The following is a 22,179-nucleotide window of genomic DNA, read 5'->3' as shown; positions in this document are numbered from 1 at the left end:
CAGCCACATTGGCGCTGTGCGCCGCCACGGCCGCCAGCGCCCAGCACATGCACGGATCGCCGGCACCCGCATCGTTCGTCGCGTCCAGCGACAAGCCGTTCGCGGCGCTCATGAACGACGCGATGGCGATCATGGACCGCGACATGGCCGCCGCGCCGATGACCGGCGAACCGGGCCACGACTTCGTCACGATGATGATGCCGCACCACCAGGGCGCCATCGACATGGCGAAGGCCGTCCTGCTGAATACGCGGGACCCGGAACTGCGCAACCTGGCGCTCGGCATCATCGCCGAGCAGCAAAACGAAATCAACGTGATGCGGGCGTGGCTGGCACGTCACCCCTCGCAGACAAGGAGTCAGCATGAACACCATTGAACGGCTCGCCATCGCCGCGGGCGCCCTCGCCGTCGCGCAGGCGGCCATGGCCCTCCCGGCAGCTTCGGACCGCGTGTACACGGCCGACCAGAACACGAACACCATCTCGGTCTTCGACCCGGCCGGCAACCGCCTGCTGGGCCAGATCGTGCTGGGCAACCAGCGTCCCGACGTGCTGTCGCCGCTGTACCGCGGCGAGATCAACGTGCACGGCCTCGGCTTCTCGCCCGACCACAAGACCCTGATCGCGGTCTCGAACGGTTCGAACTCCGTGACGTTCATCGACACCGCGACGAACAAGGTCAAGGGCAAGACCTATGTCGGCCGCTCGCCCCACGAAGGCTTCTTCACGGCCGACGGCAAGGAAGTGTGGGTGGTCGTGCGCGGCGAGGATTACATCTCGGTGATCGACCCGCACACGTTCAGGGAAACGCGCCGCATCCCCACGGCCGTCGGTCCCGGCATGGTGCAATTCCTGCCGGACGGGAAGCTCGCGTTCGTCGTCTCCAGCTTCACGCCCGAGGTCGACGTCATCGACGTGAAGGCCCACAAGGTCATCAAGCGGATTGCCGTCGTCAGCCCGTTCTCGCCGTTCCTGCAGTTCACGCCGGACTATCGCGAGATGTGGATGACGCACAAGGACGTCGGCAAGGTCACGCGCATCGACACGCACACGTTCCAGGTGACGGGCGTGATCGACACCGGCTTCATCACGAACCACCTCGCGTTCGCCCGCGTCGGCGGCAAGACGTACGCGTACGTGACGGTCGGCGGCGAGAACGTCGTGAAGGTCTACACGACGGACAAGGACGCCACGCTCGTCGCCACGATCCCGACGGGCGCGCTGCCGCACGGGATCTGGACGGCGGACGACAGCAGCCGCGTCTACGTGGGCCTGGAAAACGGCGACGGCGTCGACGTCATCGACCCGGCCGCCAACAAGGTCGTCGCGCACATGCCCGGCGGGCAGGCGCCGCAGGCCCTCGTCTACCTGTCGCACGTCGCGGCGCCGGGCAGCGCGGACAACCTGGGCCCGCGTGTCAACCAGGATGCCGTCAACATCCCGCTCGCGGCGCGCGACGGCGCGACGACGGCACGCGGCTTCGTCGTCGCGCGCCAGCTGGGCGTCGTCGATGCGCTCGAGGTCAACGTGTTCAAGCTCAAGCCGGCGACGCAGTACGGTGTGGTTCTGGGCGGCCAGCCGGTCGGCACGCTGCGCACGGATGCGAAGGGCAATGCGAACGGTACGATGATCGGGCCGGTGCGATCCTTCACCCGGCCGGACGCGGCGCCCGCCGGCCAGGCCGCCGGGAAGATCCTGATCATGGAGGGCGATGCTGCGCCCTCCCCGGCCACGGCCGTGCTGGCGGGCTGACGCCGTCAGAACCTGTCGCGGGCACCCAGCATGTAGCGCGGACCGCCCGTCGTGACCGACAGGATCTGCATGTCGGTACGGCCGTGCTGGCGCTGGTGCTCGTCGGACAGGTTGATCGCTTCCAGCGACAGACTCAGGTTCTGGTTGACGTTGTACCCGATCGACAGGTCGACCTGCCCGTACGGCTCCACGTAGCCCGGATTGGCGCGGTTGTTCTCCGCCACGGTCGACAGGAACTGCCCGCGCCAGTTGTACGCGAAGTTTCGCCAGGCAAATCACTTTTGTTAAAAGCGCAAACACTCACACCGATTTCACACGGTGTTAAGCAAACAATCCGCAGCGGTGCGATCATTGCGTTCTCTGCATCCGACAACTCATAGAGGACCCATGACCACCTCCAGCTATCCCGATACCCGCCTCCTGATCGCCAACGAATGGGTCGACGCCACCGGCGGCAAGACGATCCCGGTCGTGAACCCGGCCACGGGCCAGGCGATCGGCACCGTCGCGCACGCGGCCATCGCCGACCTGGACCGCGCCCTCGCCGCCGCCCAGCAGGGCTTCGAGAAATGGCGCTTCGTGCCCGCCGCCGAGCGCGCCGCCATCATGCGCCGCGCCGCCAGCCTGCTGCGCGAACGCGCCGGCGACATCGCCCGCCTGCTGACCCAGGAACAGGGCAAGCCGCTTGCGGAAGCAAAAATGGAAGCGCTGGCCGGCGCCGAGATCATCGACTGGTTCGCGGCCGAGGGCATGCGCGTGTACGGGCGTATCGTGCCGGCCCGTAACCCGCAGGCGCAGCAACTCGTGCTGAAGGAACCGGTCGGCCCCGTCGCCGCCTTCACGCCGTGGAACTTCCCGATCAACCAGGTCGTCCGCAAGCTGGCCGCCGCGCTGGCCACCGGCTGCTCGTTCCTGTGCAAGGCGCCGGAAGAGACCCCGGCCTCCCCCGCCGCGCTGTTCCAGTGCTTCGTCGACGCGGGCGTACCGGCCGGCGTCGTGGGCCTCGTGTTCGGCGATCCGGCCGAGATCTCGGGCTATTTGATCCCGCACCCGGTCATCCGCAAGGTCACGTTCACGGGTTCCACGCCGGTCGGCAAGCAGCTCGCCGCACTCGCGGGCGCGCACATGAAGCGCGTGACGATGGAACTGGGCGGCCATGCGCCGGTGATCGTCGCCGAAGACGCGGACGTGACCCTGGCCGTCAAGGCCGCCGGCGCCGCCAAGTTCCGCAACGCGGGCCAGGTCTGCATCTCGCCGACCCGCTTCCTCGTGCACAACGCGATCAAGGACGAGTTTACGCGCGCCTTCGTCGCGCATGCGGAAGGCCTGAAACTGGGCGACGGCCTGCTTGAGGGCACGACCCTCGGTCCCCTCGCCAATTCGCGCCGTGTGACGGCGATGGCGAAGATGGTCGAGGATGCGCAGGCCAAGGGCGCGATCGTCGCGACGGGCGGCAAGCGCGTGGGCGATGCGGGCAACTTCTTCGCGCCGACGATCCTCGCCGACGTGCCACTGGAAGCATCGATCTTCAACGACGAGCCGTTCGGCCCCGTCGCCGGCATCCGCGGCTTCGACAGCCTCGAAGATGCGATCGCGGAAGCGAACCGCCTGCCGTACGGCCTGGCCGGCTACGCGTTCACGCGCTCGATCAAGAACGCGCACCTGCTGATGAACCGCGTGGAAGTGGGCATGCTGTGGATTAACCAGCCGGCCACGCCGAGCGCCGAGCTGCCGTTCGGCGGCGTCAAGGATTCGGGCTACGGTTCCGAAGGCGGTCCGGAAGCGCTGGAAGCCTACCTCAACACGAAGGCCATCTCGATGGTGGGCGTCTAGGCGACGACGACGCGGTTGCGGCCGGCGTGCTTGGCGCTGTAGAGCGCCGCGTCGGCCTGCGACAGCAACGTGCCGACGGGCGTGTCCGGGGCATCCCGGCAGCCCAGGCCGATGCTGACGGTGGCGTGCAGGCGCACGCCGCCCTCCAGCACGGCCGGCTGCGCCGCGAACGCGTCGCAGATGCGCTGCGCGATCGCGCGCGCGTCCTCGGGCGCGCAGCCGGGCAGCAGCACGGCGAATTCCTCGCCGCCCAGGCGTCCCAGCACGTCGCCCGCGCGCAGGCACCCCGCCGCCACGCGCGCGAAATGGGTCAGCACTTCGTCACCGGCCGCGTGGCCGTGGGTGTCGTTGACCTTCTTGAAAAAATCGATATCCATCATCAGCACGGCGGCCGCCTGCACAGTGTCCGCACGCGCCATGAAGCCGCCGCGGTTGAGCACCTGCGTGAGCGGATCGTGCGACGCCGCGTGCCGCAGCCGCGCCAGTAGTTCGTTGCGCGCCACCATCACGCTCGCGACGGCCAGCGGGGCCAGCGCCGTCAGCGTCACGCCAACGCGCAGCGACATGACGGCCTGCGGGGTATCGACGGCGGCGCCGATCGCGAGCATGCCGCTGGCGATCGCGAGCAGGGTCCACATCGAGAACAGCAAGGTGATGCCCGCCGTGGCGAACAGGCTGTACGTCAGCGCGCACCACAGCATGGCGGGAATCGGAAAGGAGATCACGCCGGGCCCGCCCAGCTGCGTCTCCAGCCACAGGCTGCCCGCGAACGCGGCCAGCGGCGCGAGATGGCCGATGCGCCAGGCGGGTGCGTCGCCGCGGCGCCCGCGTCGCGCCAGCCGGCGCGCCAGGTCCGGCATCGTCAGCAGCACGGGCAGGATCGCGATGGTGTTCACGAGCTCCGTCGAAAACCAGAACAGGAAGCCGTACGCGCGCGTGCCGCCGAACAGCGCCGGGTGGATCACGGTGCCGCCCACGCCGGCCGCCGCGGCGCCGCACAGCGCCACCAGCACGAAACGCAGCATCGAGCGCGGATGGCGCAGGCCGCGCATGTCGTCGCTCATCCGTTTCAGCAGCGCATAACACACCGACACGCCCATCAGGTTGGTCGTCGTGAGCATGAGGGTCTTGGGCCAGCCGTGCTGCATGATCAGGTCGGCGACGATGTAGCCGGCGATGGCGGCCAGCCAGTGCGCCGCTGTCGGCGGATGGGCGCGCCGCAGCAGCAGCCCGACGAGGACGGCGTTCGTGGGCCAGAACGCGGCCAGCACGCCCGGGGGCGCCGTGTAGATGCCGAAGATGGAACAGATGAAGACGACCGCGCCGACGAGCAGCGCGTCTGTCAGGTCGAGGCCGGCAACCGGTCGATGGGGGGCATGAGAAGGTTGCACGGCTCGAAGGAATCGGTGGGAACACGCTTCCGGCCAGATTAGCACAGTTCCGTGCGGAAACAATCTGTTCTGACAAGAGGCGTGTTCACAACGCAACGGCTTACGGCTTGCCGACCACGATCCCCCGTCCCGCCGTGCTCATGTAGACCACGCCGAACGTGTTCATGTCACCGACGACGAAATGGCCGTTGCCCGGACCGCCGTACTGGTGCGCGTTGTCGTTGATGCGGGTCCAGCTCTGCCCCGCGTCGGTGGACCGGTACACGCCGGTCACGCCGCCGATGGTGCCCCAGATGAACACGGTCGGGTACGACGCGCCCGCCGCGGCCTTGCCGAAGCCGACCGCGCCGCAATACGTGACGTTGGCGATATTGCTGAATTGCCAGCCCGAGCTCGTGGTCCGGGCGAGGCCGCCCCAGTTCAGCGGCACCCAGATATCGCCTTCGCGGCCCGGCGCGGCGCGGATCACGTCGCTGCCCCACGTGGCCAGCGTGTTGAACTTCCAGAACGACGCGCCGCTGTCCGTGCTGATCATGAAGCTGCCGTCGGCCGGGTTGTACACGTAGAACTTGCTGGCATTGGCCGGATCCGCGACCGGACGCGCATTGTTGACGCTGAGGCCGCCCACCGTCGACCAGGTCCCGCCCATGTTGGTGGAACGGTACATGGTCGACGAATTGGACGGGTTGTGCAGCAGGACCGTGCCGCTGGCCGACAAGGCCACCTGGCCGTAGCTGCCGTTCATATTGGTCTGGTTCCAGTTCACGCCGCCATTGGCCGACGTGTACATCTTGTTCCCGACCCGCACCGCGAGGTTCTTGTTGGCGTCGGCGACGGCCAGGCCCGTGGTCGTGCCCATCGTCGGCGAGAACTGCGGGTTCGTGTACGCGTCGATGTTGTAGTGCAGGAAGCCGTCGTAGTCGCCGATGGCGGACAGCACCGGGCCGCCCGGGATGCTGTTGATATTCAGCGGCACCGTTTCTTCCAGACCCTTGACCGTGAACGTCCAGGTGGTCGGCACCGCGTCGATATTCGCCGTCTTGAAGATGCCGTTGCCCGAGGTCACCCACACGGCCTTGTTGTTGAACGGATCGAACACGGCCACGCCGGCCCAGTGGATCGCCTTGCCGTTGATCCAGGGCACGCCGCCATTGTCGCGGACGAAGCCGCGGTTGATCACGTCGGTCCAGCTGGCGCCGCCGTTGGTCGAGATGTAGACATGGTCGCCCCAGCTGTCGCCCTGCTGCATGTACTGGTTGATCGTCGACGCGACCAGGCGCTGCGAATTGGACGGGTCCACGCTGATGCCGCTGAACGCCGCGTTGACGCCGGACGGGGTCACGTTGGTCCACGCGCCGTTCGAGATCGTGTAGCGCCAGATCTGGCCGCTGTTCATGGGTTCCGAGCCTGAGCTGTTGCCGTTCGGGCCGGCACCGTTGGCATACGTGATGTACACGTTGCCGGCGCCATCGAACGCGGCGCGCTGCGGCATCAGGCCGGACGGGCTGCCGGAGATGGCGCTGAACGACGCGCCCGCGTTATCGCTGCGGTACAGGTTCGCCCCCGCCGAGCCGTAGCGCGAAACGCCGACCAGCAGCCGCTGCGCCACGCCGCCCGACACGCTGGACGGATCGGCCAGGACGAGGCTGATGCCGTTGTCGTTGGGCGTCGTCGTCACGTTCAGCGCCGTCACCCTGGCCCAGCTCGCGCCATAGTTCGTGCTCTTGAACAGCCCGCTCTGGCGCGTGCCGGCATACAGCACATTGCTCGAGCCCGGGTCGACGACGAGCCGCTCGCCGTTCTGGCGGCCCATGCCGTTGCCATGCGCCTTGAACTGGCTCGTCACGTCGGCGACGGCAAACGTCCTGCCGTAATCGGACGAGCGCAGCACCGCGGTCTTGCCGTTGTTGAAATAATTGATCCCGACGGTCATGTAGACGTTGGCGGCGTTCTTCGGGTCGACCGCGAGCGCTTCGACGCCGAGGAAGCCGACCTGGTCTTCCGCCACCCAGTCCAGCAGCGACACCCAGCGGCCGCTGGCATTGTCCCACCGGTACGCGCCGCCGACGTCCGTGCGTGCGTACACGACATTCGCTTCCGTCTTGCTGGGAATGACGGCGGACACGAATCCGCCGCCGCCGATGCCGACATTCCCCCACGAATACGCCATCGCCGGCTGCTGGACGGCCAACGCAGCCGCCGCGAGCAGTGTTGCATTGATCAACTTCATGTAATGCCTCCTAAGATTTGTTATGCATCTGAAGTAAAACAACGCCTGTTTCTGGGCAGGCGTCGATTCCCGCGTCGGCCTGTCTCCTCCAGGCCGAACCGCAAGAATCCTCGAAACATATCTCAGGGATTTGCGTGCACACCGTGATGTAACCGTGCCTGCGATAAATTGTTCAGGCACTTGGTGATTTTTATAACGGCGTGGCGCCGCCGCGGGCCTCCAGCACCCGGTCGATGAGGCCATACTCGACGCCCTCGGCGGCGGACATGTAGCGGTCGCGGTCCGTGTCCTTCTCGATCCGCGCCAGCGTCTGCCCCGTGCGTTCCGCGAGGATCGTGTTCAGGCGGTGGCGCTGGTACAGCATCTCGCGCGCCTGGATGTCGATGTCGGCCGCGACGCCCTGCGATCCGCCGTGCGGCTGGTGGATCATGATGCGGGCGTTCGGCAATGCGTACCGCTTGCCGGGCGCGCCGGCCGCCAGCAGGAACGAGCCCATGCTGGCGGCGAAGCCCGTGCACAGCGTGGACACGGCGGGGCGGATGAACTGCATCGTGTCGTACACGGCCATTCCCGCATATACGGACCCGCCGGGCGAGTTGATGTACAGTGAGATGTCCTTGTCCGGATTGTCCGATTCGAGGAACAGCAGTTGCGCGACGATCAGGTTGGCCGACTGTTCCGTCACTTCGCCGACGAGGAAGACGACGCGCTCCTTCAGCAGGCAGGAATAGATGTCGAAGGCGCGTTCGCCGCGGCCGGTCTGCTCGATGACGGTGGGGACGAAATTCATGATGGTCCTTTCGGTGGTGGAAGGTGCCTCATGACGCTTGCCGCCGGGCGCCGTGTGACGGCGTAAAAAATATGCCGGCGGCGTGTCACATCCGGGCCGCGCCGGGCGTCAAGCGGGACCACCACCAGCGAGGAGATGCACGATGCCATGCACCAGCGCCACCGACGAGTTCGAACAATTGCGTCCGCGCCTGATCGCGCTCAGCCTGCGCATCGTCGGCAGCGCGGCGGACGCCGAGGACGTCGTGCAGGACTGCTTCCTGAAATGGCAGGCCGCGGACCGGGCCGCGCTGGCGACGCCCGCGGCGTGGCTGACGACCGTCGTGCGGCACCAGTCGATCGACCGCCTGCGCCGGCGCGCGCGCGAGACGCAGGCCGCGCACGCCGCCATGGAACTCGTGCCCGCCGCGCCGCCCGTCCCGCCGGACGAGGCGCTGCTGCGGCGTGCGGACGTGGGCGACGCGCTGGCCCGGCTCCTCGCCCGGCTGTCGCCGTCCGAGCGGCTGGCACTGGTCCTGTTCGACGTGTTCGAATGCGGCCATGCCGACATCGCGGCCGCGCTCGGTACGACACCGGCGAACGCGCGCCAGCACCTGTCGCGCGCGCGGCGCCGCCTGCGCGCAACCGAGGGCGACACGCCGCCGGACGAAAAGCTGTGCCGCGAGCTCATCCGCCGCTTCCATGCCGCGCTCGACGGGCTCGACGTGCCGGCGATGATCACCCTGCTCACCGAGACGCAGCCGATGGCCGTGCGCGCCCAGGCGTGCGCCAACGATGCCGCGTACGATTTCCTGATGGCGGCATAGGGACGCCGGCGACGCTATAATGACTCGTCCATTGCTGACGCGTCCCCACATGCATTACGCCCTCGCGCCGCGCACGCTCTTCTTCAGTCATTACTTTTATACCGGCCTGCGCATCGCCACGGGCGTCGTCGGCCTGACGTTCCTGACGTATGCCGTCGCCGACCTGCCGACCGCGATGGCGGTGGCGATGGGCGCGCTGTGCACGAGCCTGATGGACCTGCCCAGCCCGCTGCGGCACAAGTTCAACGAGATGCTGGCCGGCGTGCTGACGTGTTCGCTGGTGGCGCTGCTCGTCAGCCTGTGTTCGCCCGTGCAATGGCTGCTGCGCACCGTCATCGTGCTCGTCTCCTTCCTCGCCAGCATGATGACCGTGTACGGCCGCAAGGCGATGCCGCTGCAGTTCGTCGCGCTGTTCGTGATGATGCTGTCGAGCGACGCCGCCGCCACGCCGCTGCAGGCGCTGCGCCAGGGCGCCCTGTTCTTCGCGGGCGGTGCCGGCTACATGACGTATGCGATGGTCGTCGTCTGGCGGCTGCGGCGCCGGCTGAAGCAGCAGGTGCTGGCCGAAGCGCTGTACGAACTGGCGGCCTACACGGGCATCAAGGCCGGCTGCTACGACATGGCCAAACCGCTGCCGGCGCAGATGGAAAAGCTCGTGCGCCAGCAAAGCGTGCTGGCCGAGCGCCAGCAGGCGTCGCGCGACCTGGTCCTGCGCGGCAAGCCCAGGGACGACGAGGCCGTCCTCGTGCGCGTGCACTACGCCATGTTCGACCTGTACGAACTGGTGCTCTCGACGCACACCGATTACGCCCTGCTGCGCCAGCATTTCGCGGGCGGCCCCGTGCTGCCGCTGCTGGGCGACCTGATCGGCAAGGCGGCGCGCGACATCGAATCGGCGGCATACGCCATGACGCGCGACCGGCCGTCGCATGCCGATACCGATTACCGCCCCGAGCTGGCCGCGCTGGAAACGGCCCTGCGCGCCCTGCCCCCGGCCGACAGCGACGAGGTGAATCCGCAGGCCGTGCTGCGCGCCACGTCCAACAAGATCCGCGACATGATCGCGATGATCGCGCGCCTGCACGCCGCCAGCGGGACGGAGGGCGGGACACTCCCGATGGCGCCGGGCAGCGACCTGACGCCCTTCCTCACCCAGCAGCGCTACAACCTGGGCACGCTCGTCGCCAACCTGCGCTGGACGTCGCCCACGTTCCGGTTCGCGCTGCGCGTGGCGATGGCGATCTCGGTGGGCCTGCTGTCGTCCGAATGGCTGCCGTACACGTCGCACGGCTACTGGACGGCGCTGACGATCGCCGTGATCCTGAAGCCGACGTTCAGCATGACGCGCCAGCGCCGCACCGACCGCCTGGTCGGCACGCTGATCGGCTGCGTGCTCACGGCGCTGATCCTCCGCTTCGTCCATTCGCCGGCCGTGCTGATCGGCTTCCTGTTCGTCGCGACCGCGGCCGGGCCGACCTTCCTGTCGATCAAGTACCGCTACACGGCGATCGCCGCCAGCGTGCAGGCCCTGCTGCTGATCGGCCTGACCGTGCCGCATTTCGCCGGCGCCATCGAACAACGCCTGCTCGACACGCTGCTCGGCGCGCTGATCGCCTCGTTCTTCAGCTACGTGCTGCCGAACTGGGAACACCAGCACCTGCCGGAGCTGGTGGACGCCGTGACCGACGCGAACCGCGGCTACATCGACGCCGCCGAAGACCTGCTGCTGGAACGCGCGGTCGACGATGCCCGCTACCGGATCCAGCGCAAGCGCTTCATGGACGCCCTCGCGAACCTCAGCGCGGCGCTGGGCCGCATGCTCGACGAACCGGCCTCCCAGCAGCGCGCGCCCGCCGAGCTGAACCGCTTCACGGTGCAGAACTACCTGCTGATGGCGCACATGGCCGCGCTGCGCCTGCTGCTGCAGCGCTACGCGGACAACCTGCCGCGCGCGGAAGTCGAGGCCACGCTCGGGCACGCGTTCGCCCGCCTGCGCGGCACGCTCGGGGCCGCGCAGGCGGAACCGGCGCCGCTGCCCGGCAGCACCGACCGGATGGCGGCCTGGACCGGCTGGGCGCCGCTGCGGCGCCGGCTGCGGCTGCTGCAACAGGATGCGGCGCAGGTGGCGCTGTGCCATGGCGTGATCGATAGCGCGCTCGGGCGGACGATGCATCGATCCACTTCAAAAACCGTGGACGCCGGATGGAACTAAACACGTCGCGATCCGCTCTGTAATTCATGATCCTGGCGCGGAAACGCCATCATGAACACCTCCAAGCCACTTACCGGAAAACGCATCGCAGTCCTGGCCGCCGACGGATTCGAACAGGCGGAACTCAAGACGCCGCTGGCAGCCCTCGCCGACGGCGGCGCCGATGTGACATTGATCTCGCTGCGGCGCGGGCGGATCCGCGGCGTGCACATGCACCAGCCCGGCGATCTCGTGCGCGTCGGCAAGGCCATCGACGACGCGCAGGCCGCCGACTACGACGGCCTGCTCGTCCCCGGCGGCTACATCAGCCCCGACAGCCTGCGCCAGTCCGCCCAGGTGCGAGCGTTCGTGCGGCAGTTCGACGCGGCAGGAAAGCCCATCGCCCTGCTGTCCCAGGCGCCCTTGATCCTCGTGTCGGCCGGGCTCGCGCCGCGGCGCACGCTGACGTCGTGGCCGGGCATCCGCGACGACGTCGTCAACGCGGGCGCGACCTGGCTCAACCAGGACGTGGTGCGCGACGCGCACGTGCTGTCGTGCCGCGGCACGCAAGACCTGGCCGCGTTCGTACAGGCGTTGACGCCCTTCTTCGCGGGCGAACCGGCGACGCAGGCCAACGCGGCCGAGGCGCGATCGGACCCGGCGCAGGACAAGCCGCTGGAACAGCCGAACCAGTCGCTCCGCTGGCTCGCGGCGCCGTCGTTCGGGACGATGCTCAGCCTGGCGCTGCTGGGCGTGGGCGTCGTGGCCGCGCAGCGCGCACGGCAAAAGACCGCCTCCGCGGACGCGCCCGCGGAAGACGCTAGTGCTCGCGCACGAGATTGAACTGCCGGGCCTGGCGCTTGTAGTCGGCCACGGCCTGGTGGATGTAGCGGGTCAGTGCATCACCCGTCAGCGCGAGCGGATACAGGCCGATTTGCGCGCGCATCTGCGCGAACTCGGGCGCCGACTCGATGCGGTCGAACGCCTGCACCCAACGGCGGTAATCCGCATCGGACACGTCCGGCCCCATCAGGATGCCGCGGATCAGCGGCCACACGATATCGTAGCCCTGCTCGCGCGCCGTGGGCACGCCCGCCATCGCGCCCGTGAGGCGTTTATCGGACAGCACGGCCAGCACGCGCACCTTGCCGGACGCCGTGTACAACGCCGTCTCCGACACGTCGCTCGACACGACCTGCACATAGCCCGCCTGCATCGCGACGAACTCCTCGCCGCCCCCTTCCAGCGCGACGAAGCGCAGCTGGCGCGGGTCGAGGCCGGCCTGGCGGGCCAGCAGCGCCATCTTCATCCAGTCCTGGCTGCCGATCGTGCCCGACATGCCGATCACGATCTTCTCGGGGTCGCGCCGCAGGGCGTCCACCAGGTCGCGCAGCGAACGGTACGGCGTATCGGCCGGCACGGCGATGACGCCATAGTCGACGCCGAGCGCCGCCACCCAGCGCACGTCGTCCGGACTGGCCTTGCCGAACTTGCCCTGCGCGAGGTTCAGCAGCGACCCGCCGGAAAACGCGACGAGCGTGTCCGGCTCGGCGCGCCGCTGCGACACCATCGTGTGCCACGCCACGGCGCCGATTCCGCCCGGCAGGTAGCTCAGCTTCAGGCGCGGCGCGCCGGGCTTGGCTTGCAGCGCCTTCTGGGCGAGCTTGCAGGTCAGGTCCATCGCCCCGCCCGGCTTGGACGGGACGAGGCATTCGGCGGCCGCGGGTCGACCGACAGCCGGCAACGCGGCCAGCAGCGGCAAGGACAACAGGATCGTGCGCAGGGACTTCATGGCGCTCATGATACTCGCGTTGGCGTCCGCTTCAGTGGAGTTGCGACATTGCCAACAAGGTCAGCGTGACCGTGATCGCGCCGCCGATGCGGGTGGCGATCTGGGCGAACGGCATCAGCTGCATGCGCTCGGCCGCCGTCAGGATCGCGACGTCGCCCGTGCCGCCCTGGCCGCTGTGGCAGGCGTTGATGATCGCGGTCTCGATCGGGTACATGTTCATGCGGCGGCCGACGAAGAAGCCGGTGGCGATCAGGCTGGCGACGGTCGAGACGATGACCGTCAGGTTGACCACGTTGAACGCGGAGACGAGCTTGTCCCACGGCGTCATCGACGCGCCGATCGCGAACAGCAGCGGGTACGTCACGGCCGTCGAAAAGAATTTGTAGACGATGTAGGAACTCTGCTGCAGCTGCGGCGACACGAGGCGCGACAGCTTGAACATCACGGCCACGAACAGCATCGCGACCGGGGCCGGGAAATCGAACAGGCGGAAGCACATCATGCCGACCATGTACAGCGAGATCGAGGTGATGCCCGCGGCGGCGATGTTGGCGATGTCGAACTGGCCCGGCAGGCTCGCCGCCTGCGGCGCGATGGCTTCCTCGCCCGGCTGCAGGCGGCCCTGGCCGGACAGGTGCGGACGCTTCTTGCCCAGCGAATTCAGCATGCCGGACAGCAGGATCGCCGTCAGGCTGCCCAGCATCACGGGCGGCAGGACTTCGGCGAAGATATGGCCCTGCTCCTGGCCCAGGATGCCCGCATAGCCGATCGACAGCGGGATCGCGCCCTCGCCCACGCCGCCCGCCATGATCGGCGCGACGAGGTAGAAGAACGTGTGGTACGGGCCCAGGCCCAGCAGCGTGCCGACCGCGGTGCCGACCGCGCCCGCCACGACGGACCCGATGGCCAGCGGCACGAAGATCTTCAGGAAGCCCTTGATCAGGACGTTGCGGTCCATGCTCAGGATGCTGCCGACGATGATCGACGAGATGAACAGGTACAGGAAGTTGGTGGACTTGGTGAAGTCGACGACGTTCTTCAGCACGGGCGCCGGCAGCAGCTTGCTGAAGGCGAGATACGACGGGATGAACGTCGCGAAGATGGCGGCGGCGCCGATGTTGCGGAAATACGGCAGGCGCTTGCCCAGCTCGGCGCAGGAAAAGCCGCCGACGGTAAGGATGGCGATCGACACGCAGATGTCGTTCGGCACCTTGCCGGTCGCGACGAAGCCGCCGATCAGCGCCAGCAGCAGCACGTAGACCGGCAGCGGCACGATGCCGATGCGGGTGCGCGCGATGGTGCGGACGATCCGGGGAATGGAGGTGCCGGCCGCCTGCTGTTCTGCGTTCGCCGGAGTGTAGGTTGTCGTGTTCATGTGTGCTCCTCTTTCTTGTCCAGGCCAGATATCGGAACCGTTGATACGGCCGATCAGCCTGGTGAATGGAGCCCACTATATCGACGCAACCCTTCAATTACCTTTCAGCGGCATAATGGCGGGTTTTCGCCGTCCTTGACGAGGTTTTCGTGTTTCCTCCCGTATCGCTCGACGTCAGCGCCGCCATCAAGACCCTCGTGCTCACGCTCGACCTGCTGGGCACGTTCGTGTTCGCCCTGAGCGGCGCCGTGGCCGGCGTGCGCCGCCGGCTCGACCTGTTCGGCGTGCTGGTGCTGTCGTTCGTCGCCGCCAACTCGGGCGGCATCGTGCGCGACGTCCTCATCGGCGCGACGCCCCCGTCCGCGATCCGCGACTGGCGCTACCTGGCCGTGTCGCTGCTCGCGGGCGTGCTGATCTTTTTCTGGTATCCGCGCATCAAGCGCCTGCAGAGCCCCGTGCTGATCTTCGACGCGGCCGGCCTCGCCCTGTTCTGCGTGGCCGGCGCCCAGAAAGCCCTCGTGTTCGGCCTGGACCCCGTGATGGCCGCGCTGCTCGGCATGCTGACGGGCGTCGGCGGCGGCGTCGCGCGCGACGTGCTGCTGTCGGAGATTCCGGCCGTGCTGCGCTCCGACATCTACGCCGTCGCCGCCCTGGCCGGCGCGGCCGTGATGGTGACGGGCGACGCGCTGGGCGTGCCGGGCACCGCGAGCGCCTGCGCCGGCGCCGCGCTGTGCTTCGGCCTGCGCCTCGCCGCCATCAAGCTGGACTGGCACCTGCCCGTCGCGCATGCGTCGCTGAAGGCGGCGGAGGATGCGGCGAAGGCGGAGGGGCGGAACGAGCGGTAGGAACGGCTTGGCCAGCCTGGGGCGACATTACTGCCGACTCGCGCTGGTCCAGCGAGTCGGACGACAATCCCATTGAATCGTAAATTTCAGCTGACTTTTTTCGGGCGGATTGTTGCGTCATGCGGTAAGGATCGCTGCTTGCAATCTCAGCAACTTTGCAAATACACTAGTTGTCCGACAACTTTCCGCCCGATCATGAAAACCGACTTCAAGAAGCGACTTGCCGTTCTCGGATTTGCCGCGCTTGCCGGCTGCGCAACGCAACCGGCGGCCGTTCCCCCTGCCCTGGCTGACGCGCTTGCCCACAAGGGCGTCGGCCCCGTGGACAACTTCAACTACGTGGATGAGCATGGCAAGCCGATGACCGAGCGCGACTTCGTGGCGCAGGTCAAGCAGTCACGGCAGTTTGCGGTCACCAGGGCGCACGACGACCGCGAGCGGGACGTGACCTTGCGCTTGCGTCCGGTTGGCTACGATCCCGGCCAGGCAGGCAGCGCGCTGCCGTCGGCATCGCTGAATCCGGCCGAGCTGCCCGCCATGATCGATTTCAAGACCTGCCCGAGGCCAGCCTATCCGCCGGACGAGGTGCGGGCGAAGCACACGGGCCTGGTCAAGCTGAACTTCCTGATCGGCGCCGACGGGGCCATCCGGAAGGCGGAGATCGGAACGTCGTCGGGTTACCCCGCACTGGACCAGGCCGCGCTGGCGGCCCTCTCCCGCTGCAGCTTCACGCCGGGTACGTCGGCCGGCGCGCCGGTGGAAAAGGTGTCTGTCGTGCAGTACAAGTGGAGCATCGAATGACGCCGGGTCAGTCCGCGCGCCGGTAGTGCATGGCGATCGCGCCGTTGCGCAGCGGGGTCGCGGAAAGCAGTTCGAGCCGGCGCGTGGCCGGCAGTCCGCTGTCGTACAGCGTCGGACCGTGCCCGGCGATCCTGGGATGGACGAGGAAGCGGTACGCATCGATCAGGTCCAGCCGTTCCAGTGCGGCCGCGAGCTTGCCGCTGCCGAGGAGCACGCCGTTCGGCGTTGCGTCCTTGAGCCGCTGTACGCCCGCGCGCAGGTCGCCCGCGACGTGGTGGCTGTTCGTCCATGGAAAATCCGACCGTGTCGAGGACACCACGTACTTCGGCTTGGCCTCCAGTTTGTCCGCCCACGCGCGCAGCGCCGGCGGCGCGTCGACGGCGCCGCGCGCGACCGCCGGCCAGTAGGCCTCCATCATCTCGTAAGTGACCCGGCCCCACAGCATCGCCCCGGCCTCGTCCATGAGGTCGGTGAAGAAGGCATGCGTCTCGTCGTCGGCGATGCCTTCCCGGTGGTCGATGCAGCCGTCCAGGGTCAGGTTGATACTGAAGGTCAAAAGTCCCATCGTGTCCTCAGTTCGCTAGCGGGCATTACGTAGTTTGTGAAGTTCGACCGGGAGCGTGACGAGAAGTCCGGCTGCGATTGATGAAAGCAGGACGAGGAAAAGCATTAGCGGAGAAACCGAATGCTCACGCCAGTACTGGAAGACCGCGCTTACTGTGAGAATAGCCACCACGAGCAACCAGTTCTTCTTCAACACGTTGAAAATTGCAACCTTGAGCATCTTTCCTCCTTAACTAACGAGCTAACGGCAGCTTCTGGCCGAACCCGGCCGTTCGTAAGGCTCAGTGTACGGCCAGTATTGCTCTCCCGGCAAGTCAGGTTTGTGGTAGACGTAGTTAGTCCCCCGGCCCGTCGCAGGGCAGCTTGTCCATGTCCGCCAGCGTCCACTGGTCGCGCCACCGCACGATCGGCTTGCCGCCCTCCCATTCGATGGGCAGCCACACGTAGCGCCCGTCGATCGCATCCTCCTTGCGCCAGACGTCCAGCATCAGGATATGCCGCGTGCAGCCGTTGCGCTGCAGTGTCAGCGCATAGGTCGACTGGCCGCCGAACGTGATCTTCTGCTGCTCCGGCGTGCCGCGCACCGGGTTGCCCAGCGCCCGCCACGGGCCCGATATCGCGTCCGCCACGTAAGACTTGGCCGCGTTCGGCGCCCAGCCCGTCAGGCCCGACGTCACGAGGTAATACTTGCCGCCGTGCTTGAAGACGGCCGGCGCCTCGTCGTCGCCGTTCTGCTTCACGCGCGCATACTGCCCCGCCGAACGCAGGTAGTCGTCCGTCAGGCGCGACACGTGCATCGTGTGGTTTTCCTCCGACGCGTAGAACTGCCAGGCCTTGCCGTCGTCGTCCACGAACAGGGTCATGTCGCGCGCCATCTGCCCGCCCGCGTGGTCGCGCGCGAGGAAGGATGTGGCGGGGTCCTTGTCGTCGGGCTTGACGTCGACCGGCCATGCACCCGCGTCCGGCCGGAACGAGCCCTGGTAAACGTACGGCCCCGTCACCTTGTCCGCGACGGCCACGCCCGAACGCGCCGCGTCGTAGCGCTTGCCCTTCAGCTCCAGGTGGAACCACATCACGAACTTGCCCGTCTTCGAATTGAGGATCACCTTGGGCCGCTCGATGATCGCGCCCTTGACGATGTCGCTGGCCGGGTCGTCGCTGACCGCGAGCGCGATGCCCTCGTCCTTCCAGTCGGTCAGGTTGCGCGAGCTGTACACGTGCACGCCGACCTGGGCGACGTTGCCCGCCGTGCCCGACACCTTGTGCTCGCCGAACCAGTAATACACGCCGTCGTGTTCCAGGATCCCGCCGCCGTGCGCGTTGATGTGCACGCCCTTGTCATCCGGCCACAGCGCGCCGGGCCGGAACACGCCGTCCGCCTGTGCCGCCGTCGCCGCGCCCAGCAGCGCTGCCGCCGCCAGGAAAAACTTCATCTTGTGCTTCATACGTTCGTCTCCGTGAGTGGACGTGCAATGTTATCGATATCTCCGCCTTTTGTCGCGAACTTTTCATTACACTGGCCGTCGCGATCGATAAAAGGAAGACAATGAGACCGGTGCCGGCCCTGCTTGCCGTATTCAGTGCGACGTCCTGCTACGCCCAGCCGGCACCGGCGCAAGAGCAGCTCGGTTTCTGGATGGACGCCGGCGACCACGGTATCGTACAGTGCACGTTCGCGACGATGCCGGTCGGGGGCGACATCCGCCAATTCCTGCGCCTGACCCTCGGCGTGGGCGTCGACCCAAAAAAGCTCGAACTGGTCGGCAAGGTCAGGCTGCGCGAGGACGCCCCGCCGGCCCGCCCCCACCTGCTGGAAATCGGCGCGGGCGCGCAGACGGCACTCAGCGTCGCGCTACACCCGGACAAGGCTGACCGTGCGTCCGCGCAGATCCCCGCCCCGGCCATGATGGACGTGTTGCGGACGTTCCTGCGCCAGCGCACGCTGTGGATGCGCATCGACGGCGCCGCCGCGCGGACAGTCGCCGTCGCCGGCAAGGAGGCGGACCTGGCGTCCTGCGTCGCTACCCTCGAACGCGACCTGGCCGACGAACGTGCCGCGCGCGCCCGCGGCGATGTCAGCGACGCCTTCCCCAGCCTGCAGAGCGATTAGGCACCGATTGCATCCGGCAGCGGATATCTGCTACCATGTGATCGATAACAAATATGGGAGACCTCATGCGTCAATTTTTCGCCGCCGTGTGGCTGTGCGCCGCCGCCGTGCACGCCAGCGCCGCGGACATGATCGAACGCGTCGCCTCGCCGGACGGCCACATCGTGCTCGAACTGGCACAGAAGCTGGACGCGGCCGGCAAGCGCGCCCTGTCCTACAACGTGCGCTACGACGGCGAGACCGTCATCCGCGACTCGTTGCTGGAACTGCGCCTCGACAACCACCTGTCCGAGAACGCGATGGCCCTGCCCGTCGACCATCACGCGCGCTGGTTCGAGAACCTGCGCGTGACGGGCGTGCACCGCGCGCGCCACGACAGCACGTGGACGCCCGTCACGGGCGAGCGCACGCACATCCGCGACCATTACGAAGCCCTCACCGTCGACCTGGTCAAGGACGACAATCCGACCTATAAACTGTCCGTCGAAGTGCGTGCTTACGACGCGGGCGTGGCGCTGCGCTTCGCGTTCCCCGAGAACGAAAAAGGCACGTACTACCGCATCATCGGCGAGGACACGGAATTCGCGCTGCCCGCCGGCACGCGCGCTTGGTTCCACGGCTGGGCCCAGGGTCCGTACCAGCTGATGCCGCTGCGCGACTGGCCGGACCAGGCCGAGCGCCCGCTCACGCTGCAACTGCCGAACGGCCTGTCCGTCGCCCTGCTCGAAGGCCAGATGGTCGATTACGCGCGCACCAAGTTCAAGCTGAGCCCCGACAAGCCGGACACCATCGTGACAGCCATGCACGACCCGGCCGACCTGGTCTCGCCGTTCGCCACGCCCTGGCGCGGCATCATGATCGCGCGCCGTCCCGGCCAGCTGATCGAAAACAACGACTTTATCCTGAACCTGAACGCGCCGTCGCGCATCGCCGACACCTCGTGGATCAAGCCGGGCAAGATCATGCGCGTGATGTCGCTGACGACGAAGGACGCGAAGGCCAACATCGACTTCGCCGCGCGCCACAAGCTGCAATACGTCCTGTTCGACTTCAAGTGGTACGGCAATGCGTTCTCGTTCGACGCGGACGCGACGAAGGTGGCGATTCCCGACTTCGACCTCCCGGGCATCATCGCCTACGCGAAAAGCAAGGGCATCGGCGTGTGGCTGTACGTGAACCAGCAGGGCCTGATGGCGCAGGGCGACACGCTGTTCCAGACCTACCGCGACTGGGGCGTCGCAGGTGTGAAATTCGGCTTCGTGCAGGTCGGTTCGCACCGCTGGACGACGTGGCTCGAGAAGACGATCCAGCAGGCGGCCGCCGCCAACATCATGGTCAACATCCACGACGACTGGCGCCCCACCGGCGAGCAGCGCACCTGGCCCAACCTCCTGACGGCGGAAGGCATCCGCGGCAACGAGGAAATGCCGGACGCCACGCACAACACGGTGCTGCCGTTCGTGCGCTACCTCGCCGGCGCGGCCGACTACACGATCTGCTACTACGACCCGCGCATCCGGACGACGCATGCGCACCAGCTGGCGCTGGCCGTCGTCTATTACAGCCCGCTGCAGACGCTGTACTGGTACGACACGCCGGACCGCTCGCACGACGAGCCGGAACTGGCGTTCTGGGACCGCATCCCGACCACGTGGGACGAGACGCGCGTGCTGGACGGCGCGCCGGGCCGCGACGTGACGATCGCGCGGCGCAAGGGCGACGAGTGGTTCGTCGGCAGCATCACGAACAACGACGCGCGCCGCATCCCGCTGCGCTTCGACTTCCTCCCGAAGGGCAAGCGCTACGAAGCGACGATCTATGCGGACGACCCGGCCGCGCCGACGCGCACGAAAGTCGGCATCCGCACGCGCACGGTGGACGCGGCCACCGTGCTGCAGCTGGACCTGCCCGCTTCCGGCGGCCAGGCGCTGTGGCTGCGCCCTCTCTAAGCCTCGTACCAGCGGTCCTTCGCCAGCAGGATCTCGTGATGCCCCCGCCCCGCGGGGATCATCGGAAAGCAGTTCTCGGCCTGCTCGACCCGCACGTCGAGCAGGTACGGGCCCTCCGAATCCATGCACTCCGCCACGGCGGCATCGAGTTCGGCCGGGTCCTCGACGCGGCGCGCCTGCCAGCCGAAGGCGCGCGCCAGCGCCACGAAGTCCGGCAGCGCTTCCGAATAACTGTGGCTGTAGCGCCCTTCGTAATGCAGCTCCTGCCACTGCCGCACCATGCCCATGCAGCCGTTGTTCGACAGGACCAGTTTCACGGGACACCGGTGCTGCACCGCCGTCGCCAGTTCCTGGATGTTCATCAGCACGGACGCGTCGCCCGAGATGCACACGACGAGATCGTCCGGATGCGCGACCTGGGCGCCGATCGCCGCCGGCAGGCCATAACCCATCGTGCCCGCACCGCCCGACGTGAGCCAGCGCCGCGGACGCTCGAAACCGAGATACTGCGCGGCCCACATCTGGTGCTGGCCCACGTCGGTCGACACGATCGCGCCGCGCCGCGCCACGTGATCCGCCAGCGCGCGCATCAGCCGTTGCGGCAGGATGCCCGCGGCGGCTGCCGGCACGTCGAGGCAGCGCGCCGCGCGCCATGACGCGATCCTGTCCCACCACGCCGCGGTGGGCGCGGGGTCGGCACCGTCCAGCATCCGGAGCAGGCCGTCGAGAATGGCGGCGCATTCGCCCACCAGGCCCACGTCCGTGCGCACGACCTTGCCGATCGACGCGGGATCGACGTCGACGTGGACGATGCGCGCCTCCGGACAGAAATGCGCGAGGTGGCCCGTGACGCGGTCGTCGAAGCGCGCGCCCACGCACACGACGAGATCCGCCTCGTGCATCGCGAGGTTCGCTTCCAGCGTGCCGTGCATGCCCAGCATGCCGAGCCAGCGCGGGTCCGACGCGGGAAACGCGCCCAGCCCCATCAGCGTCAGGGTGCACGGCGCATCCTTCCAGCGCACGAGACGGGCGAATGCGGCGCAGGCGGCGTCGCCCGCGTTGATGAGACCTCCGCCGCCGTAGAACACGGGCCGGCGCGCGTGCCGGATCAGGTGCGCGGCCTGTTCGAGCGCGGCGCGCGGCACGCTTGACCGGACAGCGTCGGCGGACGAACCGGAGGGCGCGGCCGCCACCTCGGCCGCCTGGATATCCTTCGGCACGTCGACCAGCACGGGCCCCGGCCGGCCGCCCAGCGCCGTCGCGACCGCGGTCCGGATCGTGGCCGCGACGGCACCGGCGTCGCGCACCTGCGTATTCCACTTCGTGACCGTGCGCGTGATGCCGAGCGCGTCGCATTCCTGGAACGCGTTGGTGCCGATCGCACCGGTCGCGACCTGGCCGCTGACGCACAGCACGGGAACCGAATCGCTGAGCGCATCGAGCAGGCCGGACGTCGTATTCGCGACACCGGGGCCGGACGTCACGAAGACGACGCCGAGCCGCCCGGTCGAACGCGCATACCCCTGGGCAGCATGGACGGCCGCCTGTTCATGGCGGACGAGGATGTGGCGGATGCGCCGGTCGAGGGCGAGTGCGTCGTACAGCGGCAGCACGGCGCCGCCGGGATAGCCGAACACGGTGTCGACGCCGCAGTCCACCAGCGTGTCGACCAGCACGCGGGCGGCGGTCAGGGGAGGAAGTGTTTTCATCCCTGAATTTTATCGACCTTATCGCCGAAAGTGCTTCATGAT

At 67.8% G+C, this 22,179-nt stretch carries 20 protein-coding genes; 10 read left to right on the top strand and 10 right to left on the bottom strand.

Translation table 11 applies throughout. The features are described from left to right. Positions 1-47 precede the first annotated feature (47 nt). Together ACEN9G_RS23715 and ACEN9G_RS23710 are read left to right on the top strand one after the other, a co-directional pair. The gene (locus ACEN9G_RS23715; RefSeq protein WP_371768434.1) at positions 48-377 is read left to right on the top strand and encodes a DUF305 domain-containing protein; all 330 of its coding nucleotides are present in this window, start codon (positions 48-50) and stop codon (positions 375-377) included. Beyond that, positions 364-1,752 carry a YncE family protein gene (locus ACEN9G_RS23710; RefSeq protein ID WP_413344431.1) on the top strand — a complete coding sequence of 463 codons (1,389 nt, stop codon included), beginning with the start codon at positions 364-366 and terminating at the stop codon, positions 1,750-1,752. The genes ACEN9G_RS23715 and ACEN9G_RS23710 overlap by 14 nt, the downstream gene beginning before the upstream one ends. Before the next feature lie 5 nt (positions 1,753-1,757). Here the strand turns inward: ACEN9G_RS23710 and ACEN9G_RS23705 are convergent, their stop codons facing one another. Then, a complete protein-coding gene (locus ACEN9G_RS23705) occupies positions 1,758-1,976 on the bottom strand; it encodes a hypothetical protein (RefSeq protein WP_413344430.1) in 219 nt (72 codons plus the stop codon). Between the two features lie 163 nt (positions 1,977-2,139). On the opposite strand from ACEN9G_RS23705, the gene ACEN9G_RS23700 reads away from it, so the two are divergent. Continuing rightward, the gene (locus tag ACEN9G_RS23700; protein WP_483127041.1) at positions 2,140-3,585 is read left to right on the top strand and encodes an NAD-dependent succinate-semialdehyde dehydrogenase; all 1,446 of its coding nucleotides are present in this window, start codon (positions 2,140-2,142) and stop codon (positions 3,583-3,585) included. On the opposite strand, the gene ACEN9G_RS23695 is transcribed toward ACEN9G_RS23700, so the two are convergent. The 3 genes from ACEN9G_RS23695 to clpP all read right to left on the bottom strand — a co-directional run bounded on the left by ACEN9G_RS23695 (position 3,582) and on the right by clpP (position 7,996). After that, positions 3,582-4,976 carry a GGDEF domain-containing protein gene (locus tag ACEN9G_RS23695; RefSeq protein WP_483127040.1) on the bottom strand — a complete coding sequence of 465 codons (1,395 nt, stop codon included), beginning with the start codon at positions 4,974-4,976 and terminating at the stop codon, positions 3,582-3,584. The two genes, ACEN9G_RS23700 and ACEN9G_RS23695, sit on opposite strands and share 4 nt — an antisense overlap. A gap of 100 nt (positions 4,977-5,076) precedes the next feature. Continuing rightward, positions 5,077-7,206: a beta propeller repeat protein gene (locus tag ACEN9G_RS23690; protein WP_413344458.1), complete on the bottom strand. Its 2,130-nt coding sequence runs from the start codon at positions 7,204-7,206 to the stop codon at positions 5,077-5,079. A 190-nt stretch (positions 7,207-7,396) separates the two neighbouring features. After that, the gene (gene clpP, locus ACEN9G_RS23685; RefSeq protein ID WP_413344456.1) at positions 7,397-7,996 is read right to left on the bottom strand and encodes an ATP-dependent Clp endopeptidase proteolytic subunit ClpP; all 600 of its coding nucleotides are present in this window, start codon (positions 7,994-7,996) and stop codon (positions 7,397-7,399) included. 142 nt (positions 7,997-8,138) lie between these two features. On the opposite strand from clpP, the gene ACEN9G_RS23680 reads away from it, so the two are divergent. The 3 genes from ACEN9G_RS23680 to ACEN9G_RS23670 are packed head-to-tail and all read left to right on the top strand — an operon-like array spanning position 8,139 to position 11,835. Further along, positions 8,139-8,801, top strand: a complete 663-nt coding sequence (locus ACEN9G_RS23680; RefSeq protein WP_483127039.1) for a sigma-70 family RNA polymerase sigma factor — start codon at positions 8,139-8,141, stop codon at positions 8,799-8,801. Between the two features lie 19 nt (positions 8,802-8,820). Then, positions 8,821-11,013, top strand: a complete 2,193-nt coding sequence (locus tag ACEN9G_RS23675; RefSeq protein WP_483127038.1) for an FUSC family protein — start codon at positions 8,821-8,823, stop codon at positions 11,011-11,013. A 51-nt stretch (positions 11,014-11,064) separates the two neighbouring features. Further along, positions 11,065-11,835, top strand: coding sequence for a type 1 glutamine amidotransferase domain-containing protein (locus tag ACEN9G_RS23670; protein ID WP_413344352.1), 771 nt, complete (start codon positions 11,065-11,067; stop codon positions 11,833-11,835). On the opposite strand, the gene ACEN9G_RS23665 is transcribed toward ACEN9G_RS23670, so the two are convergent. Beyond that, a complete protein-coding gene (locus tag ACEN9G_RS23665) occupies positions 11,813-12,784 on the bottom strand; it encodes a tripartite tricarboxylate transporter substrate binding protein (RefSeq protein WP_413344357.1) in 972 nt (323 codons plus the stop codon). The genes ACEN9G_RS23670 and ACEN9G_RS23665 overlap by 23 nt on opposite strands. A 31-nt stretch (positions 12,785-12,815) precedes the next feature. Then, positions 12,816-14,159 carry a 2-hydroxycarboxylate transporter family protein gene (locus ACEN9G_RS23660; protein ID WP_413344353.1) on the bottom strand — a complete coding sequence of 448 codons (1,344 nt, stop codon included), beginning with the start codon at positions 14,157-14,159 and terminating at the stop codon, positions 12,816-12,818. Between the two features lie 149 nt (positions 14,160-14,308). Here ACEN9G_RS23660 and ACEN9G_RS23655 point away from each other — a divergent pair, with 149 nt between their 5' ends. Next, entirely contained in the window at positions 14,309-15,004 is a 696-nt protein-coding gene (locus ACEN9G_RS23655; protein ID WP_483127037.1) for a trimeric intracellular cation channel family protein, read from the top strand. Between the two features lie 195 nt (positions 15,005-15,199). Next, entirely contained in the window at positions 15,200-15,805 is a 606-nt protein-coding gene (locus ACEN9G_RS23650; protein ID WP_483127036.1) for a TonB family protein, read from the top strand. Between the two features lie 7 nt (positions 15,806-15,812). Here ACEN9G_RS23650 and ACEN9G_RS23645 read toward each other — a convergent pair whose 3' ends face one another. The 3 genes from ACEN9G_RS23645 to ACEN9G_RS23635 all read right to left on the bottom strand — a co-directional run bounded on the left by ACEN9G_RS23645 (position 15,813) and on the right by ACEN9G_RS23635 (position 17,814). Continuing rightward, positions 15,813-16,370: a dihydrofolate reductase family protein gene (locus ACEN9G_RS23645; protein WP_413343139.1), complete on the bottom strand. Its 558-nt coding sequence runs from the start codon at positions 16,368-16,370 to the stop codon at positions 15,813-15,815. Positions 16,371-16,385: 15 nt separating this feature from the next. Beyond that, entirely contained in the window at positions 16,386-16,589 is a 204-nt protein-coding gene (locus tag ACEN9G_RS23640; RefSeq protein ID WP_413343141.1) for a hypothetical protein, read from the bottom strand. A 115-nt stretch (positions 16,590-16,704) separates the two neighbouring features. After that, on the bottom strand, positions 16,705-17,814 hold the full coding sequence (locus ACEN9G_RS23635; RefSeq protein ID WP_413343143.1) for a glycoside hydrolase family 43 protein: 1,110 nt from the start codon (positions 17,812-17,814) through the stop codon (positions 16,705-16,707). A 101-nt stretch (positions 17,815-17,915) separates the two neighbouring features. Here ACEN9G_RS23635 and ACEN9G_RS23630 point away from each other — a divergent pair, with 101 nt between their 5' ends. Continuing rightward, on the top strand, positions 17,916-18,479 hold the full coding sequence (locus tag ACEN9G_RS23630) for a DUF2147 domain-containing protein (protein WP_413343145.1): 564 nt from the start codon (positions 17,916-17,918) through the stop codon (positions 18,477-18,479). Positions 18,480-18,544: 65 nt separating this feature from the next. Next, on the top strand, positions 18,545-20,428 hold the full coding sequence (locus ACEN9G_RS23625; protein WP_413343147.1) for a glycoside hydrolase family 97 protein: 1,884 nt from the start codon (positions 18,545-18,547) through the stop codon (positions 20,426-20,428). Here ACEN9G_RS23625 and ilvB read toward each other — a convergent pair. Further along, the gene (ilvB, locus tag ACEN9G_RS23620) at positions 20,425-22,137 is read right to left on the bottom strand and encodes a biosynthetic-type acetolactate synthase large subunit (protein WP_483127034.1); all 1,713 of its coding nucleotides are present in this window, start codon (positions 22,135-22,137) and stop codon (positions 20,425-20,427) included. The genes ACEN9G_RS23625 and ilvB overlap by 4 nt on opposite strands. Between the last annotated feature and the right edge of the window lie 42 nt (positions 22,138-22,179).

The organism is Massilia sp. Masssp94, from assembly GCF_059491305.1.
Note: the sequence above shows the minus strand (reverse complement) of the source record. Positions and strands in the feature narration are given on the sequence as shown.

Bases quoted from the DNA above. Each gene is read 5' to 3' on its own strand.
- ACEN9G_RS23715 (WP_371768434.1), top strand. From the start codon at position 48: ATGCACGGATCGCCGGCACCCGCATCGTTCGTCGCGTCCAGCGACAAG.
- ACEN9G_RS23710 (WP_413344431.1), top strand. From the start codon at position 364: ATGAACACCATTGAACGGCTCGCCATCGCCGCGGGCGCCCTCGCCGTC.
- ACEN9G_RS23700 (WP_483127041.1), top strand. From the start codon at position 2,140: ATGACCACCTCCAGCTATCCCGATACCCGCCTCCTGATCGCCAACGAA.
- ACEN9G_RS23690 (WP_413344458.1), bottom strand. From the start codon at position 7,206: ATGAAGTTGATCAATGCAACACTGCTCGCGGCGGCTGCGTTGGCCGTC.
- clpP (WP_413344456.1), bottom strand. From the start codon at position 7,996: ATGAATTTCGTCCCCACCGTCATCGAGCAGACCGGCCGCGGCGAACGC.
- ACEN9G_RS23680 (WP_483127039.1), top strand. From the start codon at position 8,139: ATGCCATGCACCAGCGCCACCGACGAGTTCGAACAATTGCGTCCGCGC.
- ACEN9G_RS23675 (WP_483127038.1), top strand. From the start codon at position 8,821: ATGACTCGTCCATTGCTGACGCGTCCCCACATGCATTACGCCCTCGCG.
- ACEN9G_RS23670 (WP_413344352.1), top strand. From the start codon at position 11,065: ATGAACACCTCCAAGCCACTTACCGGAAAACGCATCGCAGTCCTGGCC.
- ACEN9G_RS23665 (WP_413344357.1), bottom strand. From the start codon at position 12,784: ATGAAGTCCCTGCGCACGATCCTGTTGTCCTTGCCGCTGCTGGCCGCG.
- ACEN9G_RS23660 (WP_413344353.1), bottom strand. From the start codon at position 14,159: ATGAACACGACAACCTACACTCCGGCGAACGCAGAACAGCAGGCGGCC.
- ACEN9G_RS23650 (WP_483127036.1), top strand. From the start codon at position 15,200: ATGAAAACCGACTTCAAGAAGCGACTTGCCGTTCTCGGATTTGCCGCG.
- ACEN9G_RS23645 (WP_413343139.1), bottom strand. From the start codon at position 16,370: ATGGGACTTTTGACCTTCAGTATCAACCTGACCCTGGACGGCTGCATC.
- ACEN9G_RS23640 (WP_413343141.1), bottom strand. From the start codon at position 16,589: ATGCTCAAGGTTGCAATTTTCAACGTGTTGAAGAAGAACTGGTTGCTC.
- ACEN9G_RS23635 (WP_413343143.1), bottom strand. From the start codon at position 17,814: ATGAAGCACAAGATGAAGTTTTTCCTGGCGGCGGCAGCGCTGCTGGGC.
- ACEN9G_RS23630 (WP_413343145.1), top strand. From the start codon at position 17,916: ATGAGACCGGTGCCGGCCCTGCTTGCCGTATTCAGTGCGACGTCCTGC.
- ACEN9G_RS23625 (WP_413343147.1), top strand. From the start codon at position 18,545: ATGCGTCAATTTTTCGCCGCCGTGTGGCTGTGCGCCGCCGCCGTGCAC.
- ilvB (WP_483127034.1), bottom strand. From the start codon at position 22,137: ATGAAAACACTTCCTCCCCTGACCGCCGCCCGCGTGCTGGTCGACACG.